Origin of the sequence: Alloalcanivorax sp. C16-2 (genome assembly GCF_046507615.1) — a bacterium.
Taxonomy (GTDB): domain Bacteria; phylum Pseudomonadota; class Gammaproteobacteria; order Pseudomonadales; family Alcanivoracaceae; genus Alloalcanivorax; species Alloalcanivorax marinus_A.
Genome location: NZ_JBKFTL010000005.1, coordinates 1 through 22,206 on the forward strand (window position 1 = coordinate 1; position 22,206 = coordinate 22,206).

The following is a 22,206-nucleotide window of genomic DNA, read 5'->3' on the forward strand; positions in this document are numbered from 1 at the left end:
GCCGGGCGGTGAGCATGGCCGGGATCTCGGTCTCCATGGTGATGTTGGAGCTCGGAACGATCTGGCCAATTCGATAGGGTCGCGTCATGCTTCTCTCCTCAAGGAGGCGGCTCAAGGCCGCGCTCCCAGAAAGTCACCAAAGCCCTGGAAGAAACCTTCAAAATCGTCCCAGGGAATCATATGGCCGGCATCCGGCACCGTTTCGATGCGCACGGATGGCAGCAGTTGTTTGATCTCTTCCTTGTCCTCTTCCTGGATCACGCCACCTTTGCCGGCGCACATCAGCAGGGTCGGCACCTGAACCTTCGGGAAATCCTGATGAATATCCACCTCGTGGAATTCCTCGAAGCTTTTCACGATTGCCGGCAGGTAGCAGGTGTGCAGCCACTCGGCACGCAGCAGCAGTTGCTCCTCGGTCCAGGTCGGGCAGTACTTGCGCATGGTTTCCAGGCCGGCACCTTCGGTGCAGTCGTTGATGGAATCCACGTACCAGGGCAGTTTGCTCGGGTACTCGCGGCGGCCCGGGCCGGACACCGGCGGGTCGATCAGCACCAGTTTGGCGACGCCCTTGGCGCCTCGGGTCACGGCGCGCAGCGCGAACCGCGCCCCCATGGAATGACCGGCCAGCACGTAATCTTCAATGCCCAGGGCCTCGGCGAAGGCAACCACGTCATCGGCGCAGGCGTCGGTGCCATAGTCGAGATCCGGGCCGGTGGACGACAGGCCGCGACCGCGCACGTCCAGAACATAGGTGTCGAAATTCCGCCCCAGGCGTTCAGCCACGAATTCCCAGGTGATCGCCGGGCTGGTGATGCCCGGGATCAGAATCAGCGGCTGGCCTTTGCCGCCGTAACGCAGGTAATGCTGGCGAATGCCGTTGGCGTTAACGTTGGCGCCGTAGAGTCGGGTGCTGCTCATGCTTGCTCCTCGACCTCCGTTTTGGGGTCTTTCAGGGGGACTTCGTAAACGTCGTGACCGAATACCCAGGCCGGGTCCTCGTTCTGACGCAACCAGGTATTGTCGTGGGACACCTGCTGCACGCGGGAAGCACGTTCGAAGCGGTTGGTACGGTACAGCTCGAAGGCGTCGGCGTAGTTCTCGGCGCCGGTGGTTTCCATGCAGCGAACCAGCATGGCGGCATCCTCGATGGCCATCACCGCGCCCTGGGCCATATGGGGCTTCATCGGGTGAGCGGCATCGCCAAGCAGAACCAGGCGGTTATCGTGCCACAGCGGCAGCGGGTTGCGTTCAAGCAACGGCCACTTGGTGACTTTATCGGTACAATCGATGAGAGCTTGAACTTCCGGGCCGTAGTTCTTGAAGGCGGCGCGCATTTCTTCGCGGGAACTGTCCACGAAGGAGGTGCCGTGATTCCAGTCGGGCTCCGGAACACCGGTCACGTAGTAGTATTCCTTCTGGTCGCCGGTGACGTAGTAAACCATCATGTGCCGGTCCTCGGACCACCACTTCACGCAGGCTTCGAAGTCCAGGTCGTAGGCCTTGAGTTTTTCCGCGGAGATGATCGCCCGGTGCGCCACCCAGCCGCTGTAGATCGGTGCTTCCTCACCCAGCAGATGCTCGCGGATCACGGAATTCACGCCGTCGGCGCCAATCACCAGGTCGGCGGTGGCTTCGCTGCCGTCGGCGAAGGTCATCACCACCTGATCGCCCTGATCATCCACTTTTTCCAGACGCTTGCCGAAGTGCAGGCGGTCCTGATCGAGCTGATCCACCATCAGAGCGTGCAGATCGCCACGGTGCACGGTGATGTAAGCGGCGCCGTATTCTTCCTTGGCGAAGTCGCCCAGGGGGATGCGTGACAGGTACTCACCGGTTTCGCCATCGCGGCTGAACCAGTGGCTGGGATGGGAACCCATGCGCTCCAGCTGGTCCTCGATGCCGATCCGACGCATCACTTTCATGGCGTTCGGACCCAGGTGGATACCCGCGCCCAGGCGGGAGAATTCCGGTGCCTGCTCGTAAACCTGGGTAGGGTAGCCGGCTTTCTGCAGCAGCGCGGCGGCGGCGGCGCCCCCCAGTCCGGCGCCAATCACGGCGATATTAGGCTTGGTGGTAGTCAAAATCAGACCCTCCTGACGATTCATGGTGTTGGACAACTAGAAACAACGTATACACCATTTATTTGGGGGTCAACCCTCTTTTTGCTCCCGGTCATTATTTCAGCATCTGTTCGTTGACAAGCAGGAAAAAGGCGTTAACGGCCGCTTGGACCCCGAGAAATAAAGGGTTTGGAGCGAGACCCTCAAGCAGGGCCCCTTTATGGTGCGTACACGCTGATTTTGAAATAAAACAGTGCATGCACCATAAACAGGAAAGGCGCGGCGCCCCGCACCGGTTCGGGGCGGGGTGGAATCAGGGGCGGGCCGGCGTTTTGCCCAGCGACAGCACGCTGGCGGTGAGTGCCGGCAGGAAGGTCACGGTCACCAGGGCGGTACCAAGCAGCCCGAACAGCACGATGGCGCCCACGCCACGGTAAAGCTCGGTGCCCTCGCCCGGGATAAGAACCAAGGGGGCCAGGCCGCACACCGTGGTGATGGTGGTCATGGCGATGGGTCTGAGGCGGCTGCTTACCGCTTCGCTCACCGCCTCCGCCACGGGCAGCCCCTGGCGCCGGTTGGTGAGCGCCTCATGGACAATCAGGATTGGATTGTTGACCACCGTGCCCATCAGGATCAGAAAGCCAAGCATGGAGATCATGTCGAACGGTTGATTGAACCCGGGCAGGCCCAGCGCCGGCAGCAGGGCTCCGGCGCCGTTAAGCAGGGCCAGGCCGAGAATACCGCTGGCGATGCCGACCGGAATGGTGGTCATGATCAGCAGCGGATAGCCCCAGTGGGTGAAGATCGCCACCAGCAGCAGGTAGATCAACAGCAGGGCCACCACATAGTTGCCGGTCAACGCCTCACGGGTGGCGTCCAATTGATCGCTGGCCCCGGAAATGTCGACGCTGATCTGCGGCGGGATGAGGCCCTCGGCGCGCAGCGCGCCGATTACGTCCTCGCGCACCAGACGCACACCGGTTTCCAGTGCCACCTCCCTGGGGGGAATGATGTTCAGTGTCACCGTGCGGCGACCATTGACCCGGCGCACGGTACTGGTATCCACGGTTTCCTCCAGGCGAGCCAGGGAAGACAGAGGCACGCTGGTGCCCTGGGGTGTTTGCACCGGCAGGCCGGGCAGGGCGGCCAGGCGTGGCGTCACGCCCCGGTTGCCGTAGGCGTAGATATCCACCTTGTCATCGCCGAGGAAGAATTCGTCCAGGTAGGCGCCATCGGTAAGCGCCGCCACGGTGAAGCCCAGGTCCTGGGCACTGAGGCCCACTTCCGCGGCCCGTTCCCAGTCCGGCCGTACTTCCAGCAGCGGCTGGGCCAGGGACAAGCTGCCGGGCTGGGTCTGAATGCGCGGGTTGTCGAACACCTGCCCGGCGCGCCGGTAGGCGGCCCGGGCCACCTGGAACAGGGTCGCCAGGTCGCTGCCGGCGATGTCCAGGTTGACGCTGCGGGTGCCGCCGTCGTTGCTGGAGATGATCGACCCCCGGGCGGCGAAGGCGCGCATGCCCGGGTATTGCTCATAGAAAGCGGTAAGCGCGTCCATCAGGGGTTCCATGTGGCCCGGGTCCACCGGCTCGGCGATCACCCGCAGGCCCTGGGCGTCCACATACAGGTTCAGGTAGCGCACCGGTGGCGCCGGCAGTTCACCGGCTTCCCAGGCGGCCGGGTCGGCGTCCACCAACGGCAGGAAATGGGCCTGGACCTGATCGCCGATCCCGGTCATGGCCTCGAGATTGTAGCCCGGTGGCGCGTTCATGGAGGCGAAGGTCTTGGCTTCTTCCCCTTCGGGCAGGTACTCCGCCGGCGGTGTGAGCAGCACGATCACCAGGGTGCCACCGAGCAGGGTGGTGGCGATCACCACCGCGCGCCGCCCGGCGCTGGCGCTCAGCCAGCGGGACAGGCCGTGCAGACGGCCCAACCAGCGGCTTTCCTGGCGCTGATGATCGAACACGGCAGCGAAATCCAGCCGCGCCGCCAGGGTCGGTATTACCGTCATCGCCACCAGCATCGACACCAGGATCGAGGCCGCCACGGCGATGGCGATATCGGAATAGAGCTGGCCCGCTTCCTGGGTGATGAATACCACCGGCAGGAATACCAGCACCGTGGTCAGGGTGGAGGCGAACACCGCGGGCCACACCTTGCGGATACCCTCCACGGAGGCCCGGAACCGGTCCAGCCCCCGGCGCCGCTCGATCTCGATGCTCTCCAGCACGACGATGGAATTGTCCAGAGTCATGCCGATGGCGAACGCCACCCCGGCCAGGGAGATCACGTTGATGGTGCGCCCGGCCAGCAACAGGCCGAGGAAAGCGGCGATGGTACAGATTGGAATGCCGATTACGCCCAGGGCGGTAACCCGCACCGAGCGCAGGAACAGGAACATCACCAGGGTGGCGAACAGCGCGCCGATCGCCAGGTTGATCCAGACATTGCGTACCGAGGCTTCCACATAACGCACGTCGTCGGAGATCAGGCCCATGCGCAGGCCCGCCGGTTCCAGCACCTCCTGTTCAATCAACGCCACCTGATCGAACATGGCGTACTTGATGTCGATGACGTTGGCGCCGCTCTCCCGACGCACCGCCAGGGTGATCACCGGGTCGCCATTGACCCGCGACAGGCCGCGCACCGGGAAGTGGTCCAGTTCCACCTCGGCCACATCGCGCAGGCGGATCACGCCGTCGCCACGGCGCGTGAGCACCAGATCAAGCAACGCCGGCACCTGGTCGAAGCGACCCACGGTGCGCAGCAGGTAACGGCGTTTGCCGCTGTCCACCTCGCCGCCGGACACATCCCTGTTGCGCTGGCGCAGGGCGTCGCGCACGTCCATCACCGTGAGCCCGCGCTCCGCCAGCCGTTGCGGGTCCAGCAGCACACGTACCTGGCGTTCGGCGCCGCCGCGCAACTCCACCTGGGAGACCCCCTCGACGCTTTCCATGCGGGTACGCACATTGTCGTCGATGAAGTCGCGCATCATGTCCAGATCCAGGTCCTTGGGATTACCGGACTGGGGGGCCACCCAGAAGTACATGAAGGCATTGGCGGAGAAGGACGTGGACAGAATACGCGGCTGGTCCACGTTGTCCGGGTAGTCCGGCACCTGGCTGAGGGCGTTGTTGACGCGGATCAGCGTTTCGGTGATGTCCACGCCAAATGGAAATTCCAACTCGATTTCCGCCTCGCCACTGTAGGCGGTGGCGGTGAGTCGTCGCAGGTTCGGTACGTTGCGCAGATATTCTTCCTGCTCGATGAGGATTTCCTTTTCCACATCCTGAGGCGTGGCGCCGGGCCAGCGGGTCTGCACCGTGATGGTGCGCACCTCCAGGTCGGGAATCATCTGCACCGGGATACGCAGTGCCGCGAGAATACCCAGCAGGGTGATGATCAGCACCACCACGGTCATCAAGGTCCCGTTACGGACGATCTTCTCGAACACGGGCGGTTACTCCGGGGCCGGTCGGTCGGACGGACCCGATGGGTGAATCCGTAACTCACGACCGTCGCTGAGGCTCTCGTTGCCGCGTACCACTACCCGGTCGCCGGCGCTCAGGCCCTCCAGCACGGTGACCCGGTCGTCCAGGCCCGGCCCCACGCGCAGGCGCTGCTCGCGGGCCAGCAGCTTGCCATCCCGAGACTCGGCCACCCACACGGTGACGCGGCCGTCCGGATAGCGCACCAGGGCGTCCCGGGGTATCGCCAGGCTGGCGGTGTCGCCGCGCAGCACCAGGGTGGCGCGGGCCGACATGCCGGGCGTCATCGGCGGCGGCTCGGTGACCCGGGCGCGCAACAGAAAGGTGCGGGAATCCGGGTCGTTGACCGGCACGATGGCGGTGATGCGGGCATCGTGGGCCGGGCCGGCGTCTCCGCCCAGACGTACGGTCAGCACGTTGTCCTTATCGAGGCGGGGGAAGTACTCCTGAGGCACCGCGAAATCGGCGCGCAGCTCCTGCAGATTGACCAGCTCCAGCACGGCGGTGCCCGGCGTCACCCATTCGCCGACCTCGGTGAGCTTGCCGCTGATCACGCCGTCGAACGGCGCGGTGAGGGTATGGCGGCGCAGCAGGGCCTCCTGGCGGCGCTGCTCCACCCGCGCCGCGGCCAGGGCGGCCTCGGCCATTTCCAACTCCGATTCCAGGCCGCGCACCTCGGTGGCGGCGATGCTGCGCCTTGCCGCCAAGGTGCTCGCCTCGTTGAGCCGGCGGCGGGCATCGTCACGGGCCGCCCGGGCCTCCTCGGCGGCGGCCCGGGCGCTGTCACGGGCCAGCCGGTTGAGTTCCGCGTCCAGCTCCAGGAGCACGTCCCCCCGGGCCACGCTGTCGCCCGGTTCCACCTTCAGCCCGGTAACCTGGCCGGCCACGGCGGTGGACAGCAGCGCGCCACGACGGGCGGTGATGGTGCCGGTGAGTGGCAGGTGTTCCTCGCGATGCTCGGCGCGCACCTCGGCCAGGGTCACCGGCTCGGCGGCGGATGCGCCCCCGGTCCAGAGCAATACCACCAACGCCCACCACGGGCGGGTTCCGCTAACCATCCGCTACCCCTGTTAATGATTCCGGTTATCAGTTACGGAGTGGCATTAGGCCAAGTCGGTGGACCCGGATCAAGCAAGAGGGTTGCCGGGGTCAGGCGTGGGGGAGGTCACCAGGGCGATCCACATCGCGGAGCACGCCGGGGTCGCTCACCGGCAGCTCGATCAACGACTCACGATGGCGGGCGATCAGGTCCCGAGCGCCGTCGCCATCGGCCCGGGCAGCGAGCTCGGGCCAGAAGGCGCGGCCAAACAACACCGGGAAACCCGGCACGCCGTCCAGGAGCGGGCGCACGATGCGCGTGGCGCCGGCCCGGGCGAGCAGGGCCTGAACGGTGGCGTCGCTGACCCAGGGCATGTCGCCGAGCCACAGGGCCGTCACCGTGGCGGGATCATCGCTGGCGAGCAGGGCGGTGAAGGCATCGCCGATGCTGGCTCCCAGGCCCCGGTCGGCACGGGGCGCGCGCAGCACCCGTGCATCACCCAGCCCCAGCTCGGCGGGGTCGTCGTCAATGCGGATCACCACGGCCACGCGGTCGAAGAAGGTCCGCGCCCGGTCCAGGGTGGTGGTGATCAAGGGGCGGCCATCGGCGAGTGGTACGCGCCGTTTATCGGCGCCAAAGCGGCGTGCCCGACCGGCGGCGGCGACCACCGCCAGGGCCTGGCACGGATCGGCGCCGCTATCGGTCACACCGCTTCCCGGGCGCCGGCGGCCAGGGTGGCGCGCACCCGATCCGCGGTGAAGGGCGGACGCCGGAAACGCACCCCGGTGGCGTCGAACAGAGCATTGGCGATGGCCGGCGCGGCGGGCAGGGCGGTGGATTCGCCCACGCCCAGAGGCGGGGTCTCGGGCGGCTCCAGCAGCAGCAGATCGATGTCCGGCAGCTCGGAGAACCGCAGCAGCGGGTAACCGCCCCATTCCCGGGCCGCCGGGCGACCGTCCTCGAACGGCACGCTCTCCTTCAGGGTGCGGCCCAGCATCTGGATGATGTTGCCGTGAACCTGATGGCGTACCCCGGCGGGGTTGATCATCAGGCCGGCGTCCTGGGACACCACCAGCCGTTGCACGCGGATCTCGCCGCTGTCCGGATGCACCTTGAGGAAGGCCACCCAGGCCGCCAACGCGGCGCCGAAACCCGGGAACTTGCTGTGCACATAGCGGGCATAGGCCAGCCCGCGGCCGTGCAGCCAGCCGTCCGCGTCCGGCGCCGGGGCGCGCCGTTGCCGGGGTTGCCAGCCGGCGCGCTCGGCGGCACCGCTCAGCACCGCCCGGGCCCGTTCATCGTCCAGGTAGCGGAGCCGGTAGGCCAACGGGTCCTCGCCGGCCCGTTCCGCCAGTTCGTCGATGTAGCTCTCATGGGCGAAGGTGTTGGGCAGCGCCGAAACGCCGCGCAGCCAGGCGGCGCGGATCAGCGTTGGTACGTCGTCGCAGGCGATGTGCCGGGCTGGATAGGCGTAGGGCGGCACGGCGGTGCGGTCGCCCATCTGGAAAGGTGTCTCCGAGGCCGCCGCCTTGCCGGTCAGGCGCAGCGCCAGGGTGGGTGCGTTGTCGGATGGGTAGCGGGTCAGGAAACGGTAGCTGGCGGGGGCGCCGTCGGCGGCCTGTTCACCTTCCACGTCCATGACTTGCGCGGCGCCCTTTGGCTCCCACAGGTGTTCCTCCTCGCGGGACAGCTGCACGCGCACCGGCCGGCCCACGGCACGGCTCAGCAGTGCCGCGTCGGCCCCCACGTCGTCGGCGCAGTTGCGGCCATAGCAGCCGGAGGCTTCCAGGCGCCGGATCTCGATAATACCTTCATCCAGCTCCAGCAGGCGGGCCAGATCGGCGCGCAGGCTGTGCGGATTCTGGGTGCCGGACCATACCGTCAGACCCTGCTCGCCATATTCGGCCACCGAGCAGGACGGGCCGATGGAACCATGCAACTGGTAGGGCCAGACATAGGTGCGTCGCAGGGTGGTGGCGCCGGCGGGCGGGTCGATGTCCTCATCGTCGAGCAGCGGGCGGCGCTGGGCGGGTAGCGCGCGCAGGGCGGCTTCCAGATCCTCGGCACCGTTCAGTGCCGGCAGCGCCGCCGGATCCGGCTCGCGCCAGCGCACCCGCAGCTGGCGGGCGGCCTGGATCGCCTGCTCCTCCCGCTCCGCGACCACGCCGACGAAGTCGCCCATCACCACCACCTCCACCAAGCCGGGCAGACCGGCCACGGAGTCCCGATCCACTTCGATCAGACTGTTGCCCACGAATTCACCGCGATCCAGGCCGTGGTAGGGCGGGCGCACCACGCGCCCGTGCAGCATGCCGGGCACGCGCACATCGTGAACGAAGGTCAGTTCACCCCGGGCCTTGGCGGGGATATCCACCCGCGCCGCCGGTCGGCCCACCAGCCGGTAGTCGGCGCGTGGCTTCAGCGGTGCCTCGGCGGCCAGCTTGAGGGCCTCGCGGCGGCCCGCCAGCAGGCCGCCGTAATCGACCCGGCGAGCCGGATCTTCACGGTCGTGCACGGTGCCCTCGGCTATCACTAGCCGGTCCACCGGCACCTCCAGGCGCGCCGCCGCCAGGGTCCGCAGCCGTTCACGGGCCTGGGCCGCGGCGATACGTAGCGGCTGGGCGGTGATCTGAATGCTGGCACTGGCGATGGTGGGGCCCTGGTTGGGAACCTCGGAGGGGTGGCCGAGCACCATGGTCACGGCCTCGAACGGCACTTCCAACTCCTCGGCCACGATCTGGCCGAGCGCGGTGCGGATGCCGGTGCCCAGATCCACGTGGCCGTTGAAGCCCAGTACCCGGCCATCGGCCAGCACGGCGATGAACAGCTCCGGCTCCGTGGGCACGAAATCCGAGTGCGTGCCGGGTTGGCCCGGCGCCGGCTTGGGCGTCGGTTGCGGGTCGCGAAACACCACCAGCACATCGGGCTGGTGGAGCAGGGCGTCGCGGGTTGGCAGGGCGTTGGTTGGCATAGGCTTCAAATCATCACGCGGTGTACGGACGCGGGCAAGGGGCGTGGCTGGCGCGGACCCCGGGAATTTTCTGGAGAAAAAACGTATACACCATTTATCCGAGGGTCAAGGAAATGAAGGCAAAGAATTTCCTGCTATTCTGTACGGCCTTGTTGACATCACATTTGATTCTATTTAAAGCTATTTTACCGGCTTTGAGGGGCGGAATTCCGATTTGGAAACAATCCCCACGCCTCTGCCCAACAAGGGTGCACACATTCTAAATCAGCACCAAAAAAGAGTGTGTGCCCCATAAAGTAACGAATAAATACCGTCGCGCACTTGAACGGTGCGACGTCGGAGAGAGCATACGCATGCCCGCTACAAACAGTGACCGGTCCCAGGACCGGGAACTCCGGCTTACCGTCAACGGTGAGGACCGGTGCCTCGATGTGGCGCCGTCCACGCCATTGTTGTATGTGCTGCGCAACGATCTGTCCCTGAACGGTCCCAAGTTCGGCTGCGGCTTGGGCGAGTGCGGCGCCTGCATGGTGCTGGTGGACGGTCGCGCGGCGCGTGCCTGCGTGCTGCCCGCCGGTGCCGTGGAAGGCCACAGCGTCACCACCCTGGAAGGCCTGGCCGACGGCGACCGGTTGGACCCGGTGCAACAGGCCTTTATTGATGAGCAGGGCGCGCAATGCGGGTACTGTCTGAACGGTATGATCATGAGCGTGCGGGCCTTGCTCAACGAGAACCCGGCACCCAGCCGTGAGGCCCTGGTTCGCGCCCTGGATCACAACCTGTGCCGCTGCGGCACTCACCAGGAAATTCTTGCCGCCGCCTGCCGCGCGGCGGGTCTGGACCAGGAGGGCGACGCATGAGCCGCCTGCCACGGTCACGTGACGGTGATCAGCCGCTGGCCTATGGGCGGGTGGTCCGGCCCCCCGTGTATCGCCTGGATGCCCGCGCCTTCGTTTGTTCGCAATTGCTGGACGTCAACCGGGACGGCCTGGACGATGACGTCACCGTGGTCACCGATGGCAATTTCGTTGGCGTGGTGGCGCCGACGCCGGAGGCCGCCCGCCGCGCCACCAACCGGTTGCGGCTGCGCTGGTCGACGCTCGCCGGAGACCAACGCGGCACCCCGCCGGCCCCGGCCTCCGACCGTTTGCAGCGTGGCTATGAGTGGCCCGGGCGGCTGGGTTGGGGCATCGAGCCGGACTGGGTGATCGCCGACTGCAACCCGCAAGGCGCGGTGCGCGTGGACGGTCCGGTGGCGGACACCGACCGGCTACGCCGGGAACTGGCCTGTTTGCTGGAGACCGATCCGACACGCATTCACCTGGACGGCCATGGCGAAGCCCGGGTCGGCCGCCAGGGCAGCGATGACGCCGCCGCCGATGCCGCGCTGCTGGCCCGCGCGGTGGGCCAGCCGGTGGCGGTGCGGCTGGAGCCGGAACCCTACGCGCTGGACGCCCGGGCCCTGGCCCGTGCCCGCCGCCTGCGGGTCAGCGGCGCCGCCGACGGCGGCGACTTCCAGGTCGATGACGACCTGGGTTACGTCTCCGTGCCGCCTTTGGCACTGTGGCTTACGGGCCGTCTCACCGACGGCCTGCTGCGTGATCCGGACGCGGCGGCGCTGCAATACACCTTTGTTCAGGAGTCATTCCTGGATGAGGTCGCCGCCGCCCTCGGCGAGGACCCGGTGGCCCTGCGCCTGCGCCACATCAAGGACCCCCGTGGCCGGCAACTGCTGCAATCGGTGGCCAGCCAGGCCGCCTGGGATCGACCCGCCGCCAACGATGGCCGCGCCGACCTGGTTCGCGGGCGCGGCGTGGCCTACAGCCACCGCCCCTCGGAATCCGGCGACGCCGGCTCCGGCACCCGTAGCGCCTGGATCGCCGACGTCGAGGTGAACACGGTGACCGGCGGCGTGCGCCTGTCGCGGCTGGTGGCCGGACAGGATGCCGGCGCCGACGGCCCCCTGGGTCCGTTGCTGGACAGCACACCGCTGCGCGCCGCCCTGGAACAAAAACTGCTGGGCATGCCGGACACAGCGCCGCCGGCGGACGAGTGGGGCGGTGACGATGACCGCCACCTGCCGGTAAAACCCGCCGCCATGCCACCGGCGCCGCGGCGTCCGGCGGGCCCGCTGGCGGAAACCGGCGAAGTGGACCTCAGCCCGGCGGTGGCGGTGGTGGCCAACGCGTTGTATGACGCCACCGGCGTGCGTTTCCGGTCGCCACCGTTTTCGCCGGCACGGGTACGCGCCTCCCTGCAGGCGCGCCGGGACCGGGGCAAACGCCGCTGGTGGTGGGCCGCGGGCCTGGCGCTCACCGGTTTGCTTGCCACCCTGTGGCCCTGGCGGGCGTCCCTGGCGCCGATCAGCCGGCCCGCCACCAATCTGTATTCGGCGGAGACCATCGAGCGTGGCCGGCTGGTGGCCGAGGCCGGTGATTGCGCGGTGTGCCATACCGCGGAAGAGGGTCTCACCAACGTCGGCGGGCGGCCTTTTGAAACACCGTTCGGTACCCTCTACAGCACCAATTTGACGCCGGACCCGGATACCGGCATCGGCAACTGGTCCTACGCCGCTTTCGAGCGCGCCATGCGCGAGGGCATCTCCCGGGATGGCCGCCACCTTTATCCGGCGTTTCCCTACACCGACTTCGCGAAACTCAGCGACGCCGACATGCAGGCGCTGTACGCCTATCTGATGGCGCAACCGGCGGTGGCCGCGCCGGCGCCGGACAACGACCTGCGCTTCCCGTTCAACGTGCGCTCGATGATGGCGGGCTGGAACACTCTGTTCCACCGGGACCGGACCTTCCAGCCGGACCCGACGCGCTCGCCGCAGTGGAATCGCGGCGCCTATCTGTTCGAGGGGGCAGGGCACTGCGGAGCCTGCCACACACCGCGCAACCTGTTTGGCGCCGAGAAAACCGGCCAGGCGCGCCTGGCCGGCGCCCTGGTGGATGGCTGGGAAGCGCCGGCGCTGACCGCCAACAGCCGCGCGCCGGTGGCCTGGACCGAGGAATCCCTGTTCCAGTATCTGCGTACCGGACGTTCGGACTTCCACGGCGTGGCCGGCGGGCCGATGGCGCCGGTGGTGGCGGGCCTGGCGGAGCTGCCGGAAACCGACGTGCGCGCCATCGCCCATTACGTAGCCACGCAAATGGACGCCCCGCGCAGCGCCACCGAGGCCCAGCAACAGCAGGCCCGGAAGCGGCTCGCCGCCAGCGCCGAACCGGTCGGCCTGGAAGCCGGCCAGCGCGTGTTCGACGGCGCCTGTGCCTCCTGCCACGCCGACGGTGCCGCTTCCAGCTTCACCGGCGCCCAGCAGTCGCTGGCGCTGAACACCAATTTGCACAGCGAGCGCCCGGATAACGTCATTCAATCCATTCTGGGTGGCGTACATATCCAGGGCGTCGCCGCCGCCGGCTCGATGCCGGCCTTTTCACACAGTTTGAGCAACCGCCAGGTCAGCGATCTGGTGCATTACTTGCGGGCGCGTTTCGCACCGGGAGAAACGCCCTGGAAAGACGTCGGAAGGACCGTCGCCGAGATACGCAGGGAGCACAACCAACAACCATAAAAGCGTACTTCGCTAATCAACCAAAGCATACGAGGTGGGAAATGCAACGAAGCAAGTGGATCTGGCTCATCTGGGCCGTGGTCGTGCTCTGTTACGTGGTGCCTTACACGGTACTCAGTGACGTGCACGCCTGGTACGGGAGCTTCCTGTTCTGGACCCTGGCCGGCGTCGCCGTGATCGTCGTCAACTTCATTATCACCAAGGATTTCGAGGGGCACTGAACATGACCGAATCGATGATCTGGTGGTCGGTGGCGATCTACCTGGTGGTCGCCATCGCCATCGCGGTACTGGCCCGGCAGGGCAAAATGGTCAACATGTCCGGGTACTTCCTGGGTGACCGTAAAATGGGCGGTTTCGTTTCCGCCATGAGCTACAGCGCCACCACCTACAGCGCCTTCATGATGGTGGGCCTGGCGGGCCTTACCTACAAAGGCGGGGTGGGTGCCCTGGGCTTTGAAATCGTCTATTTCGCCGGGGTGTCCCTGGTGGCCATCTTCGGTCCCAAATTCTGGGCCGTGGGCAAGAAATTCGGCTATGTGACCCCCAGTGAAATGCTGGGCCACCGTTACAACGACAAAAAAGTGTCCGTGGCCGTGGCGGTTTCAAGCTGTGTGTTCCTGATTCCCTACGCCGCCGTGCAACTGGCCGGCGTTGGCTACCTGCTGCAGGGCGCCACCGATGGTGCCATCCCGTTCACCACCGGCGTGGTCCTGGCCACCGCCGTGGCGATCTTCTTCTCCTATGTCGCGGGCATCCGCTCGGTGATGTGGACCGACTCCCTGCAAGCGATCATGATGATCATCGCCTCCACCCTGGTGGCCTGGCTGGTGATCCAGGGGCTTGGCGGCTTCCACGCACTGTTCGATACCCTCGCCGAGAAAAAACCGCAAAGCCTGGTGGTGCCCGGGCCGGGCCTGTTCAGCTTCGTCACCTTCCTGGGGCTGACCATTCCCTGGTTCTTCTTCAGCCTCTCCAACCCGCAGGTTAGCCAGCGCCTGTACATGCCGTCGTCTCTGCACGCCATGCGCCGCATGCTGCTTGGCTTCCTCGGCTTTGGCCTGGTTTACACCCTGGTCTCCGTACTGTGGGGTTTCTCCGCCCTGGCCGCCTTCCCGGATCTGGCCAAGGCCGACCTGGCCACCGCCACGCTGCTGGGCTCTGAATTCGTGCCCCCGGTGCTGGGCGCCATCGTTCTGATCGGCATCATGGCCGCCGCCGTCTCCACCATCGACTCCATCATGCTGACGCTGTCTTCCATGCTGGCCCGGGACGTGTACGCCAACGTCAAACCCGGCAGCGACGACAGCAAGCAGCTGTGGGTGGGTAAGGTCGTGATCCCGATCATCGCGCTGCTGGCCCTGGGTTTCGCCGAGCTGCAGCTCGATCTCATCGCGGTGCTGTCCGTGGCCGCTTCCTCCGGCCTGGTGGCGGTGGTGCCGGCGATCATCGGTGCTTTCTACTGGAAGCGTGGTACCGGCGCGGGCGCGTTCGTCAGCGTGGTCGGTACCGGCGTGTTCGTGCTGATCATGTACGCCACCGGCAACAGCCTGTTCGGCCTGCCCGCCGGCATTTGGGGCATCATCGTCTCCACGGCCCTGTACATTGGCGTCAGCCTGGCGACCAGCGCGCCGACCCAGCGGGCCGACGAGTTCGTGGACGCCAGCAAGAAATACTGAAACACCAACCGAGCAACCCCTTGTGGCGCGCCGCCTGGCGCGCCTTTTTTTTGCCCGGCTTACCGGCGATTCGGGTAAAAAAGAGGGTGGCCAGGGGAGGGCGGGCACCAATCCTCCTGCAGCCGCGCCAGATTGAGTATAGGTTTCGACCCTGATCGCAAAAACGACGACCGTTTCTTGAAAATGCATCTTATTGCATTAAAAAGGACGGTTTCGTTTTTTCGGGGGAGAAATCAACATGAAGAAGTGGCCGTACTGCGCGGGGGAAGCCGCGGAGGTCGAGACCGACAACTCACGGACCTTGGCCCATGGCATCCACAACGGCTGGGTGGTCGGCGCGATCAGCGCCTTGGTGTTGCTGGTCGGCGCCGTAGTCAGGCTGGCCATGGGCGACGGCATTGGGTTTGTGATCAATCTGCTCGCGGCGTTATCGTGCGCGGGCCTGGCGTATGGCGTGTACCGGCGAAGCCGCGTGGCGGCGGTCGCCTTATTGTTACTGTTCCTGGCGCTGTGGCTGGAATCGCTGATCCGGTTCGGAAACTTCGCGGGCGTGCTGGTGGAGGTGATCCGGCTGATGTTCGCGGTGATGCTGTACCAGGCCATGAAAGCGTGCTTCCTGTGGCATCGAGGCCGGCAACGGGCCGCCCCTGACTCAGAGAAGAAATCCGCCTGAGTGCGTATAATGTATATTATGTTAAATACACGATATGGCGAATGCGTGGCGGAGATGTTCGGCGTGCCGGCCAACTACAAGGTGCTCAAACACTGGCAGCTTTGGCTGGCGGGCCCCGCCCTTTGAAAGAGACGCACTGAATCCGGAGTCAGGAGTGACACCATGAGTGAGCAGAATAACGATTCGGCGCAAGCGCCGTGGATGATCTATGGCGCCAATGGCTATACCGGCGAGCTGATTGCCCGGGAAGCGGCCCGCCGGGGTCACCGCCCGGTTCTGGCGGGACGCAGCGCCGGCAAGGTGGAGGCGCTGGCCGGGGAGCTGGGTTTGGAGGCACGAGTGTTCGGGCTGGATAACGTGGCGCGAGCCACCGGGGAGATCGAGGGCTGTTCACTGGTGCTGAACTGCGCCGGGCCGTTTTCCGCCACCGCGGAGCCGATGATGATGGCCTGTCTGGCGGCGCGCGCCCACTATCTGGACATCACCGGTGAGATCGCCGTGTTCGAACTGGCCCAGTCGCTGAACGACAAGGCCCGTTCCGCCGGCGTGGTGCTCTGCCCTGGTGTCGGTTTCGACGTGATTCCCACGGATTGCGTGGCGGCATCGCTGAAAGCCGCCCTGCCCGACGCCACGCATCTGGCGCTGGGCTTCGATTCCCGCTCCGGCTTTTCGCCGGGTACCGCCAAGACTTCCGTGGAGGGGCTGGCCCAGGGCGGCAAGGTGCGCCGGGACGGCCACATCGTAACCGTTCCCCTCGCCTACCAGGTGCGCCGCATTGACTTCGGCGATGGTGAAAAGGAAGCGATGACCATTCCCTGGGGCGACGTGTCCACCGCCTACCACAGCACGGGCATCGCCAATATCGAGGTGTTCATCCCCGGCTCTCCGCGGATGATTTCGGGCGCCAAACGGGCCAACTACATCCGTCCGGTGCTGGGCTTCAAATGGGTGCAGCGATTGATCAAGGCGCGTATCGAGAAGACCGTGAAGGGCCCGGACGAGGAAAAACGGGCAAGCATGCCTACCTTCGTGTGGGGCGAGGCGCGCAATGCCCGAGGCGAAAAGAAAACCGCCCGCATCCGCACGGCCAACGGCTACAGCCTTACCATCACCGGTTCACTGGCGGTGATCGAACATCTGCTGGCGCAACCGCATGCCGGCGGTGCCTATACGCCCTCTAAACTGGTGGGCGCGGATCTCGTCAGTCGCTTGCCGGAGTCCGGGGAGCTGGTGATAGGCTAACCACCGCCGCCATGGCGTCGGTAAGCGCGGTGAGCTGGTCCGCTTCAATGCCGTAGGGGGGCATGATGTAAACCAGCTTGCCGAACGGTCGAATCCAGACGCCCCGCTCCACCAGCATTTTCTGGGTGGCGGCCACGTCCCGGGGTTGTTCCAGCTCGAGCACGCCGATCGCGCCAAGAGCGCGCGCATCGGCGACGCCGGGGGCGTCGCGCAGCGGCTCAAGTTGCCGGCGCAACTGCGACTGGATGCCGGCCACCCGGTCGCGCCAGTCACTTTCGCGCAGCAGATCGATGCTGGCGTTGGCGACCGCGCAGGCCAGCGGGTTGCCCATGAAGGTAGGGCCGTGCATAAGCACGCCGGCTTCGCCGTCGCAGATACCAGCCGCCACCCGGTCACTGCACAATGTGGCCGCCAGGGTCATGTAGCCGCCGGTCAGCGCCTTGCCCAGGCACAGGATATCCGGACAAACGCCCGCGTGCTCCAGGGCGAACAGTTCCCCGGAACGGCCAAAGCCGGTGGCGATCTCATCGAAGATCAGCAGCACGCCATGTTCGTCGCACAGACGGCGGGCACCGCGCAGGTACTCCGGGTGATAAAAGCGCATGCCGCCGGCGCCCTGCACGATGGGCTCGAGGATCACCGCGGCCACCTCATCGGCGTGTTGTTCGAGCAGCGTGCGTAGGGAATCCAGATCACCATCATCCCAGTCATCGTGGTAGCCGATGCGCGGCGCGTCGGCGAACAGGTGCTGGGGCAGCACCTTGTTGAACAGGTGGTGCATGCCGTTGACCGGATCGCAGGTGGCCATGGCGCCGAAGGTATCCCCATGGTAGCCGTGGCGCAGGGCGATCAGACGATGTTTCTCCGCCCTGCCCTGGCTGAGCCAGTATTGCAGCGCCATCTTGATGGCCACTTCCACGGATACCGAGCCGCTGTCCGCGAGAAAGACCTTGCTGAGCGGCTCCGGGGTGAGCGCCACCAGCCGCTTGCCCAGTTCCACCGCCGGCTCATGGGTGAGGCCGCCGAACATGACGTGGGCCATCTTGTCGATCTGGTCCTTGGCGGCCCGGTTGAGGCGCGGGTGGTTGTAGCCGTGCACCGCCGCCCACCAGGACGACATGCCGTCGATCAGCCGCCGCCCGTCCTCCAGCTCCAGATGGACGCCCTGGGCGCGGGCCACCGGGTACACCGGCAACGGTTTGGAGGTGGAGGTGTAAGGGTGCCAGAGGTGATCACGGTCGAAGGCGAGATCGATGGAAGACATAACGGGTCCAGGGCTGGAAGAGTCGGGCAACCATGCCAACTCACGGGCCCGGACTCAAGCCCCGGGGTCTACAGCGGCGCCATCAGGCTGGCGCGGACCCCGTAGGAGTCGCCGGGATTCTTGGTGCCGGAAATGTCGAAATCAAAACGCTTGAACAGGGAAAAGCCCAGCCCCAGGCTGGCGCTGGAGTCCAGGTTGGCGATCAGATCGTGGCGGTAGCCGAGCCGCACGGTGGCGAAGCCAAGTTGGGCGAACGCCAGATTGGCGCCGGCGAAGCGGGCGTCGTCGGCCTCGTTGAAGGCCTCGCGGGCGTCGATATTGATGTTCAGCCTGGCGCTCGGCCAGGGCCACCACCAGGCCGGGTCCAGATAGGTGGCCAGGCTGGCCAGGGCGGTGGTGCGGTAGGGGCTGTAGACCAGGTCGCCGTCCCGGCGCGGAAACAGTTTTTCCACCCGCAGGGCCATATCCAGGTCGCCGAAGGTTTTGCTGAGCCGGGTGTCGATGTTGAAGCCCTGGCTCTCGGTAAGCGAGCCAGCCTCCTCCATCCGCGGGTTGAAATCCGCCATGGCGGGCAGGTCGTAGTGGTAGTTGAGGCTGCGTTGGGCCTTGAACACCGCATCCAGATGGTAGCCCCGGCTGGGCCCGAACACCCGGCCCAGGGTCAGCCCGGCTTCGGTGACGGAACTGCCCTGCCCTTGCATACGCTGCGCCCGGTCGCCGCCATCACGGGGAAACAGCGCGGAGAAGCGAGTCTGGCTGCGTGCCATCAGCGAGGACGAGACACATTGGGTGGGCAGCTCCACGCTGGTGCCAGCATCGGCGTTCACGCGCAGACTGTCGCGGTCCAGATCCTCGATCAGCCCGGTGCGGGCACCGAGCACCGGCTCGCTCACCGCGTCCAGCTCGCCGAAGAAGCGCTCGGCGTGGGCGGTGACGGTGAACATAAGCAGGGTCGTTAAGGCCAACAGACGCATGGGCGGGTTCGCTCCAGGGAAAGCTCGAACCGGAAAAACCGTACTATGCAATAGCGAGGCCAATTGTTAAAAGGCGCCAGCGTGAATTTTACGTTTGGCCCGGGGTGCGCGCCCGCCTCTCGCGGGCTTCGTCGCACAGAGTGGGAAAGTCCGTGCCCCGCTCCGCCAACCAGCGCCGCAGGTCGATCTGCTTGAGGCCGAAGGCCCGGGCGCAGCGAGACAAGCGCAACTCATCGCTGCCCAGGTGCGCTTCCACCCAATGCTGCAGCCGCAGCAGGAATTGCTGATCGTCCAGGTTCTCCAGATCGTCTTCCAGCGGCGGAAGCAGGCGCGCCACCAGGCCCGGGTTGGCATTCAGCGAGCGCCGCTCCAGCAGCGAGCTGGCGAAACCCAGGCTGTCGTGGGGGCGGCCGAAGGCCGGGTCCAGCCCCAGCAGGCGGCGATATTCCGGAGTACGCCCTGGGCAACCGTGGCGAAACGTCACCGCCGTGGGCCTGAAAGCGTCGTCGGTGAACAACGCGAACAACTTGGTCAGCAACACGGCCAGGCACTCGGCCTGCTGGCGCAGGGGGCCGAAGCCCGGGTAGTTGATGTCGTAGATCAGCCGGGAGGTTTCGCCCCGGCGCTCCAGAGCGGCCTGGAAACCGCCGGAAAGGAGCCTCTGAAAGCGCAGAAAATGCGCCAGTGCGTCCTCGAAACTGTCACTGGCGTACATGATCAGCAGAATGTCGTCCAGCAGTCGTGGCCGCACCGCCTCCGCGATATGCAGGCCGATACAGTCATCCCCGGAGCGCTCGGCGATGCCACTCCAGAACAGCGGCGCCTCCAGATGCGGGTCGCAATAGGCGGGGTGGCCACCGGGCAGCGTTTCGTAGGCAAGGCGGGCACCGTCGTGCCCGAGCCGCCCCAACCCTTCCATCACCAGACGGCGCATGGTGCGGTTGGGGGCCAGCGATGCCCTGCCGTCTGTCCGTGGCGAGGCGTCGTGGTGTTCCATTCGTCTTTCTCCCTGTTATCGGCGGAACGCTAGCGGTCGAGCGGGCCGGGGTCAACGGAAGATTGCCCGGCGGGCCTGGAGTGCGGTTTCATGGGGGTGCGGATCACCAGGAGGTGGCTATGAGGCGATGGCAGGACGGCACCCGCCGGCTGGCCCTGATGACGCTGCTGCTCGGCGCCCTGGCCCCGGCGTTCGCCACGGCGGCGCCCACGGTGCGGGTGCTGGATCTGAAGGGCGCCATCGGGCCCGCGGTCAGCGACGGTTTCGTGCGCGCCCTGGCGCGCGCCAACGAGGACCGGGTGGCGCTGTTCGTGCTGCGCCTGGACACGCCGGGCGGCCTGGACGCCGCCATGCGCGACATGATCCACGCCCTGCTCGATTCCCGGGTGCCGGTGGCGGTCTACGTGGCGCCGTCCGGAAGCCGCGCGGCCAGCGCCGGCACCTACCTGCTCTACGCCGCCCATGTGGCGGCCATGGCGCCGGCCACCAATCTGGGCGCGGCCACCCCGGTGCAAATCGGCGGCGACTCGCCGCTCCCCGGCGGCGCCGACCCGCCGGACTCCGATCCCGAAACCTCCTCGGGCGCCCCGCCGGACAGCGGCTCGGCCCTGCGCCACAAACAGATCAACGACGCCGTGGCCTATATACGCGCGCTCGCGGAGTTGCGCGGGCGCAACGCGGACTGGGCGGAACAGGCGGTGCGCCAGGCGCGAAGCCTGCCCGCCGGGGAGGCCCTGGAACGCAACGTCATCGATCTGATGGCCACCGACCTGGACGACCTGCTGGCCCGGTTGGACGGCCGTCAGGTCACCGTGGACGGTGACACCGTGACCCTGGAGCTGGCCGGCGCCACGGTGGAAACCGTGGAGCAGGACTGGCGCACCGCCTTCCTGGCGGTGATCACCGACCCCAGCATCGCCTACATCCTGATGCTGGTGGGCCTCTACGGCCTGGTACTGGAATTCTCCAGCCCCGGCGTCGGCGTGCCCGGCGTGCTGGGCGCCATCTGCCTGCTGCTGGCGCTATACGCGCTGCAGATGCTGCCGGTGAGCTACGTGGGCCTGGGGCTGATCGTGCTGGGCGTGGCGCTGATGGTGGCGGAGGCCCTGTCGCCCTCCTTCGGCGTGCTCGGCGCCGGCGGGCTGGCCGCCCTGCTGATCGGCTCGGTGATGCTGATGGACACGGACCTGCCCGCTTTCCAGATCGCGCTGCCGGTGATCGCCGCGGTGGGCGCCGGCGGCGCCTTGCTGCTGGGCGTGGCGGTGCGACTGGCGGTGAAGGCGCACCGCCACCCGGTGGTGAGCGGCGCCGACACCCTGATCGGCACCCGGGCCGTGGCCCTGGAGGATTTTCAGGAACAAGGCCAGGTGCGCGCCGCCGGTGAAGTGTGGCGCGCCCGCGCCGCCCGGCCGGTGCGCCGGGGCCAGGTACTGCTGGTGCGTGGCCGGGACGGACTTACCCTCGACGTGGAGGAGGACTCCCCATGATGTTCAGCTACTTCTGGATCGCGTTCGCGATCCTGGTGATCGGTTTCGTGTTCAGCATGTTCCGCATCCTGCGCGAGTACGAGCGCGGGGTGATTTTCATGCTCGGCCGCTACTACAAGGTGAAAGGGCCCGGGCTGATCCTGGTGGTCCCGGTGATCCAGCAGATGGTGAAGGTGGACCTGCGCGTGCGGGTACTGGACGTGCCCAGCCAGGACGTGATTTCCCGGGACAATGTGTCGGTGAAGGTGAACGCGGTGCTCTATTTCCGGGTGGTGGATTCCGAGCGCGCGGTGATCAACGTGGAGGACTTCTACGCCGCCACCAGCCAGCTCTCCCAGACCACCCTGCGGTCGGTGCTCGGCAAGCACGAGCTGGATGAGATGCTGGCCTCCCGGGACGAGCTGAACCAGGACATCCAGGCGATTCTCGACGAGCAGACCGACCCCTGGGGCATCAAGGTCACCAATGTGGAGATCAAGCACGTGGACCTGGACGAGGACATGGTGCGGGTGATCGCCCGGCAGGCGGAGGCGGAGCGCATCCGGCGCGCCAAGGTGATCCACGCCAACGGCGAGAAGGAGGCCTCCGAGGTGCTGCTGGATGCCGCCCGCACCCTGGCCTCCCAGCCCCAGGCGTTGCAGCTGCGTTACCTGCAGACGCTCACCGAGGTGGCCAACGAGCGCTCAAGCACCATCGTCTTCCCGTTGCCCATGGACATGATCGAAAGTTTTATGAACCGGGACAAATGATTCCCGTGGGGAA

17 protein-coding genes are annotated in these 22,206 nt (G+C 66.6%); 8 read left to right on the forward strand and 9 right to left on the reverse strand.

Features of this window, described 5'->3' with window-relative positions; translation table 11 throughout:
- Nucleotides 1–111: 111 nt before the first annotated feature.
- The 6 genes from ACLD02_RS16935 to ACLD02_RS16960 form a co-directional block, all read right to left on the reverse strand.
- Nucleotides 112–918 carry an alpha/beta fold hydrolase gene (locus ACLD02_RS16935; RefSeq protein WP_203101501.1) on the reverse strand — a complete coding sequence of 269 codons (807 nt, stop codon included), beginning with the start codon at nucleotides 916–918 and terminating at the stop codon, nucleotides 112–114.
- Nucleotides 915–2,081, reverse strand: a complete 1,167-nt coding sequence (locus tag ACLD02_RS16940) for an FAD-dependent monooxygenase (RefSeq protein WP_238400863.1) — start codon at nucleotides 2,079–2,081, stop codon at nucleotides 915–917. The genes ACLD02_RS16935 and ACLD02_RS16940 overlap by 4 nt, the downstream gene beginning before the upstream one ends.
- A 292-nt stretch (nucleotides 2,082–2,373) precedes the next feature.
- On the reverse strand, nucleotides 2,374–5,511 hold the full coding sequence (locus ACLD02_RS16945) for an efflux RND transporter permease subunit (protein ID WP_410299246.1): 3,138 nt from the start codon (nucleotides 5,509–5,511) through the stop codon (nucleotides 2,374–2,376).
- A 6-nt stretch (nucleotides 5,512–5,517) separates the two neighbouring features.
- Complete coding sequence (locus ACLD02_RS16950; protein WP_410299247.1) at nucleotides 5,518–6,603, reverse strand: efflux RND transporter periplasmic adaptor subunit; 1,086 nt, start codon at nucleotides 6,601–6,603, stop codon at nucleotides 5,518–5,520.
- A gap of 91 nt (nucleotides 6,604–6,694) precedes the next feature.
- Nucleotides 6,695–7,291, reverse strand: a complete 597-nt coding sequence (locus tag ACLD02_RS16955; RefSeq protein ID WP_410299248.1) for an NTP transferase domain-containing protein — start codon at nucleotides 7,289–7,291, stop codon at nucleotides 6,695–6,697.
- Complete coding sequence (locus ACLD02_RS16960) at nucleotides 7,288–9,555, reverse strand: molybdopterin cofactor-binding domain-containing protein (RefSeq protein ID WP_410299249.1); 2,268 nt, start codon at nucleotides 9,553–9,555, stop codon at nucleotides 7,288–7,290. Before ACLD02_RS16960 ends, ACLD02_RS16955 begins: the two co-directional genes overlap by 4 nt.
- A 353-nt stretch (nucleotides 9,556–9,908) precedes the next feature.
- Here ACLD02_RS16960 and ACLD02_RS16965 point away from each other — a divergent pair, with 353 nt between their 5' ends.
- The 6 genes from ACLD02_RS16965 (at nucleotide 9,909) to ACLD02_RS16990 (ending at nucleotide 16,722) form a co-directional block, all read left to right on the forward strand.
- Nucleotides 9,909–10,415, forward strand: a complete 507-nt coding sequence (locus ACLD02_RS16965; protein ID WP_203101510.1) for a (2Fe-2S)-binding protein — start codon at nucleotides 9,909–9,911, stop codon at nucleotides 10,413–10,415.
- Nucleotides 10,412–13,129 carry a c-type cytochrome gene (locus ACLD02_RS16970; RefSeq protein WP_410299250.1) on the forward strand — a complete coding sequence of 906 codons (2,718 nt, stop codon included), beginning with the start codon at nucleotides 10,412–10,414 and terminating at the stop codon, nucleotides 13,127–13,129. Before ACLD02_RS16965 ends, ACLD02_RS16970 begins: the two co-directional genes overlap by 4 nt.
- Before the next feature lie 41 nt (nucleotides 13,130–13,170).
- Entirely contained in the window at nucleotides 13,171–13,350 is a 180-nt protein-coding gene (locus ACLD02_RS16975) for a hypothetical protein (RefSeq protein ID WP_203101514.1), read from the forward strand.
- 2 nt (nucleotides 13,351–13,352) lie between these two features.
- On the forward strand, nucleotides 13,353–14,807 hold the full coding sequence (locus ACLD02_RS16980) for a sodium:solute symporter family protein (protein ID WP_203101516.1): 1,455 nt from the start codon (nucleotides 13,353–13,355) through the stop codon (nucleotides 14,805–14,807).
- Between the two features lie 238 nt (nucleotides 14,808–15,045).
- Nucleotides 15,046–15,480: a hypothetical protein gene (locus ACLD02_RS16985; protein WP_410299251.1), complete on the forward strand. Its 435-nt coding sequence runs from the start codon at nucleotides 15,046–15,048 to the stop codon at nucleotides 15,478–15,480.
- Nucleotides 15,481–15,642: 162 nt separating this feature from the next.
- Nucleotides 15,643–16,722 (forward strand): saccharopine dehydrogenase family protein, encoded by a 1,080-nt coding sequence (locus ACLD02_RS16990; protein ID WP_203101520.1) that lies wholly within the window; start codon nucleotides 15,643–15,645, stop codon nucleotides 16,720–16,722.
- Here the strand turns inward: ACLD02_RS16990 and bioA are convergent.
- From bioA to ACLD02_RS17005, 3 genes are all read right to left on the reverse strand, one after another.
- Complete coding sequence (bioA, locus tag ACLD02_RS16995) at nucleotides 16,682–17,986, reverse strand: adenosylmethionine--8-amino-7-oxononanoate transaminase (protein ID WP_410299252.1); 1,305 nt, start codon at nucleotides 17,984–17,986, stop codon at nucleotides 16,682–16,684. The genes ACLD02_RS16990 and bioA overlap by 41 nt on opposite strands.
- Before the next feature lie 68 nt (nucleotides 17,987–18,054).
- Nucleotides 18,055–18,960 (reverse strand): hypothetical protein, encoded by a 906-nt coding sequence (locus ACLD02_RS17000; RefSeq protein WP_203101525.1) that lies wholly within the window; start codon nucleotides 18,958–18,960, stop codon nucleotides 18,055–18,057.
- 88 nt (nucleotides 18,961–19,048) lie between these two features.
- Nucleotides 19,049–19,957 (reverse strand): AraC family transcriptional regulator ligand-binding domain-containing protein, encoded by a 909-nt coding sequence (locus ACLD02_RS17005; protein ID WP_410299253.1) that lies wholly within the window; start codon nucleotides 19,955–19,957, stop codon nucleotides 19,049–19,051.
- Nucleotides 19,958–20,076: 119 nt separating this feature from the next.
- Between ACLD02_RS17005 and ACLD02_RS17010 the strand changes: the two genes are divergently transcribed.
- A complete protein-coding gene (locus tag ACLD02_RS17010) occupies nucleotides 20,077–21,444 on the forward strand; it encodes an NfeD family protein (protein ID WP_410299254.1) in 1,368 nt (455 codons plus the stop codon).
- On the forward strand, nucleotides 21,441–22,193 hold the full coding sequence (locus ACLD02_RS17015; RefSeq protein ID WP_202553075.1) for a slipin family protein: 753 nt from the start codon (nucleotides 21,441–21,443) through the stop codon (nucleotides 22,191–22,193). Before ACLD02_RS17010 ends, ACLD02_RS17015 begins: the two co-directional genes overlap by 4 nt.
- Nucleotides 22,194–22,206: the final 13 nt, after the last annotated feature.

Bases quoted from the DNA above. Each gene is read 5' to 3' on its own strand.
- ACLD02_RS16935 (WP_203101501.1), bottom strand. From the start codon at position 918: ATGAGCAGCACCCGACTCTACGGCGCCAACGTTAACGCCAACGGCATT.
- ACLD02_RS16950 (WP_410299247.1), bottom strand. From the start codon at position 6,603: ATGGTTAGCGGAACCCGCCCGTGGTGGGCGTTGGTGGTATTGCTCTGG.
- ACLD02_RS16960 (WP_410299249.1), bottom strand. From the start codon at position 9,555: ATGCCAACCAACGCCCTGCCAACCCGCGACGCCCTGCTCCACCAGCCC.
- ACLD02_RS16965 (WP_203101510.1), top strand. From the start codon at position 9,909: ATGCCCGCTACAAACAGTGACCGGTCCCAGGACCGGGAACTCCGGCTT.
- ACLD02_RS16970 (WP_410299250.1), top strand. From the start codon at position 10,412: ATGAGCCGCCTGCCACGGTCACGTGACGGTGATCAGCCGCTGGCCTAT.
- ACLD02_RS16975 (WP_203101514.1), top strand. From the start codon at position 13,171: ATGCAACGAAGCAAGTGGATCTGGCTCATCTGGGCCGTGGTCGTGCTC.
- ACLD02_RS16980 (WP_203101516.1), top strand. From the start codon at position 13,353: ATGACCGAATCGATGATCTGGTGGTCGGTGGCGATCTACCTGGTGGTC.
- ACLD02_RS16985 (WP_410299251.1), top strand. From the start codon at position 15,046: ATGAAGAAGTGGCCGTACTGCGCGGGGGAAGCCGCGGAGGTCGAGACC.
- ACLD02_RS16990 (WP_203101520.1), top strand. From the start codon at position 15,643: ATGAGTGAGCAGAATAACGATTCGGCGCAAGCGCCGTGGATGATCTAT.
- bioA (WP_410299252.1), bottom strand. From the start codon at position 17,986: ATGTCTTCCATCGATCTCGCCTTCGACCGTGATCACCTCTGGCACCCT.
- ACLD02_RS17000 (WP_203101525.1), bottom strand. From the start codon at position 18,960: ATGCGTCTGTTGGCCTTAACGACCCTGCTTATGTTCACCGTCACCGCC.
- ACLD02_RS17005 (WP_410299253.1), bottom strand. From the start codon at position 19,957: ATGGAACACCACGACGCCTCGCCACGGACAGACGGCAGGGCATCGCTG.
- ACLD02_RS17010 (WP_410299254.1), top strand. From the start codon at position 20,077: ATGAGGCGATGGCAGGACGGCACCCGCCGGCTGGCCCTGATGACGCTG.
- ACLD02_RS17015 (WP_202553075.1), top strand. From the start codon at position 21,441: ATGATGTTCAGCTACTTCTGGATCGCGTTCGCGATCCTGGTGATCGGT.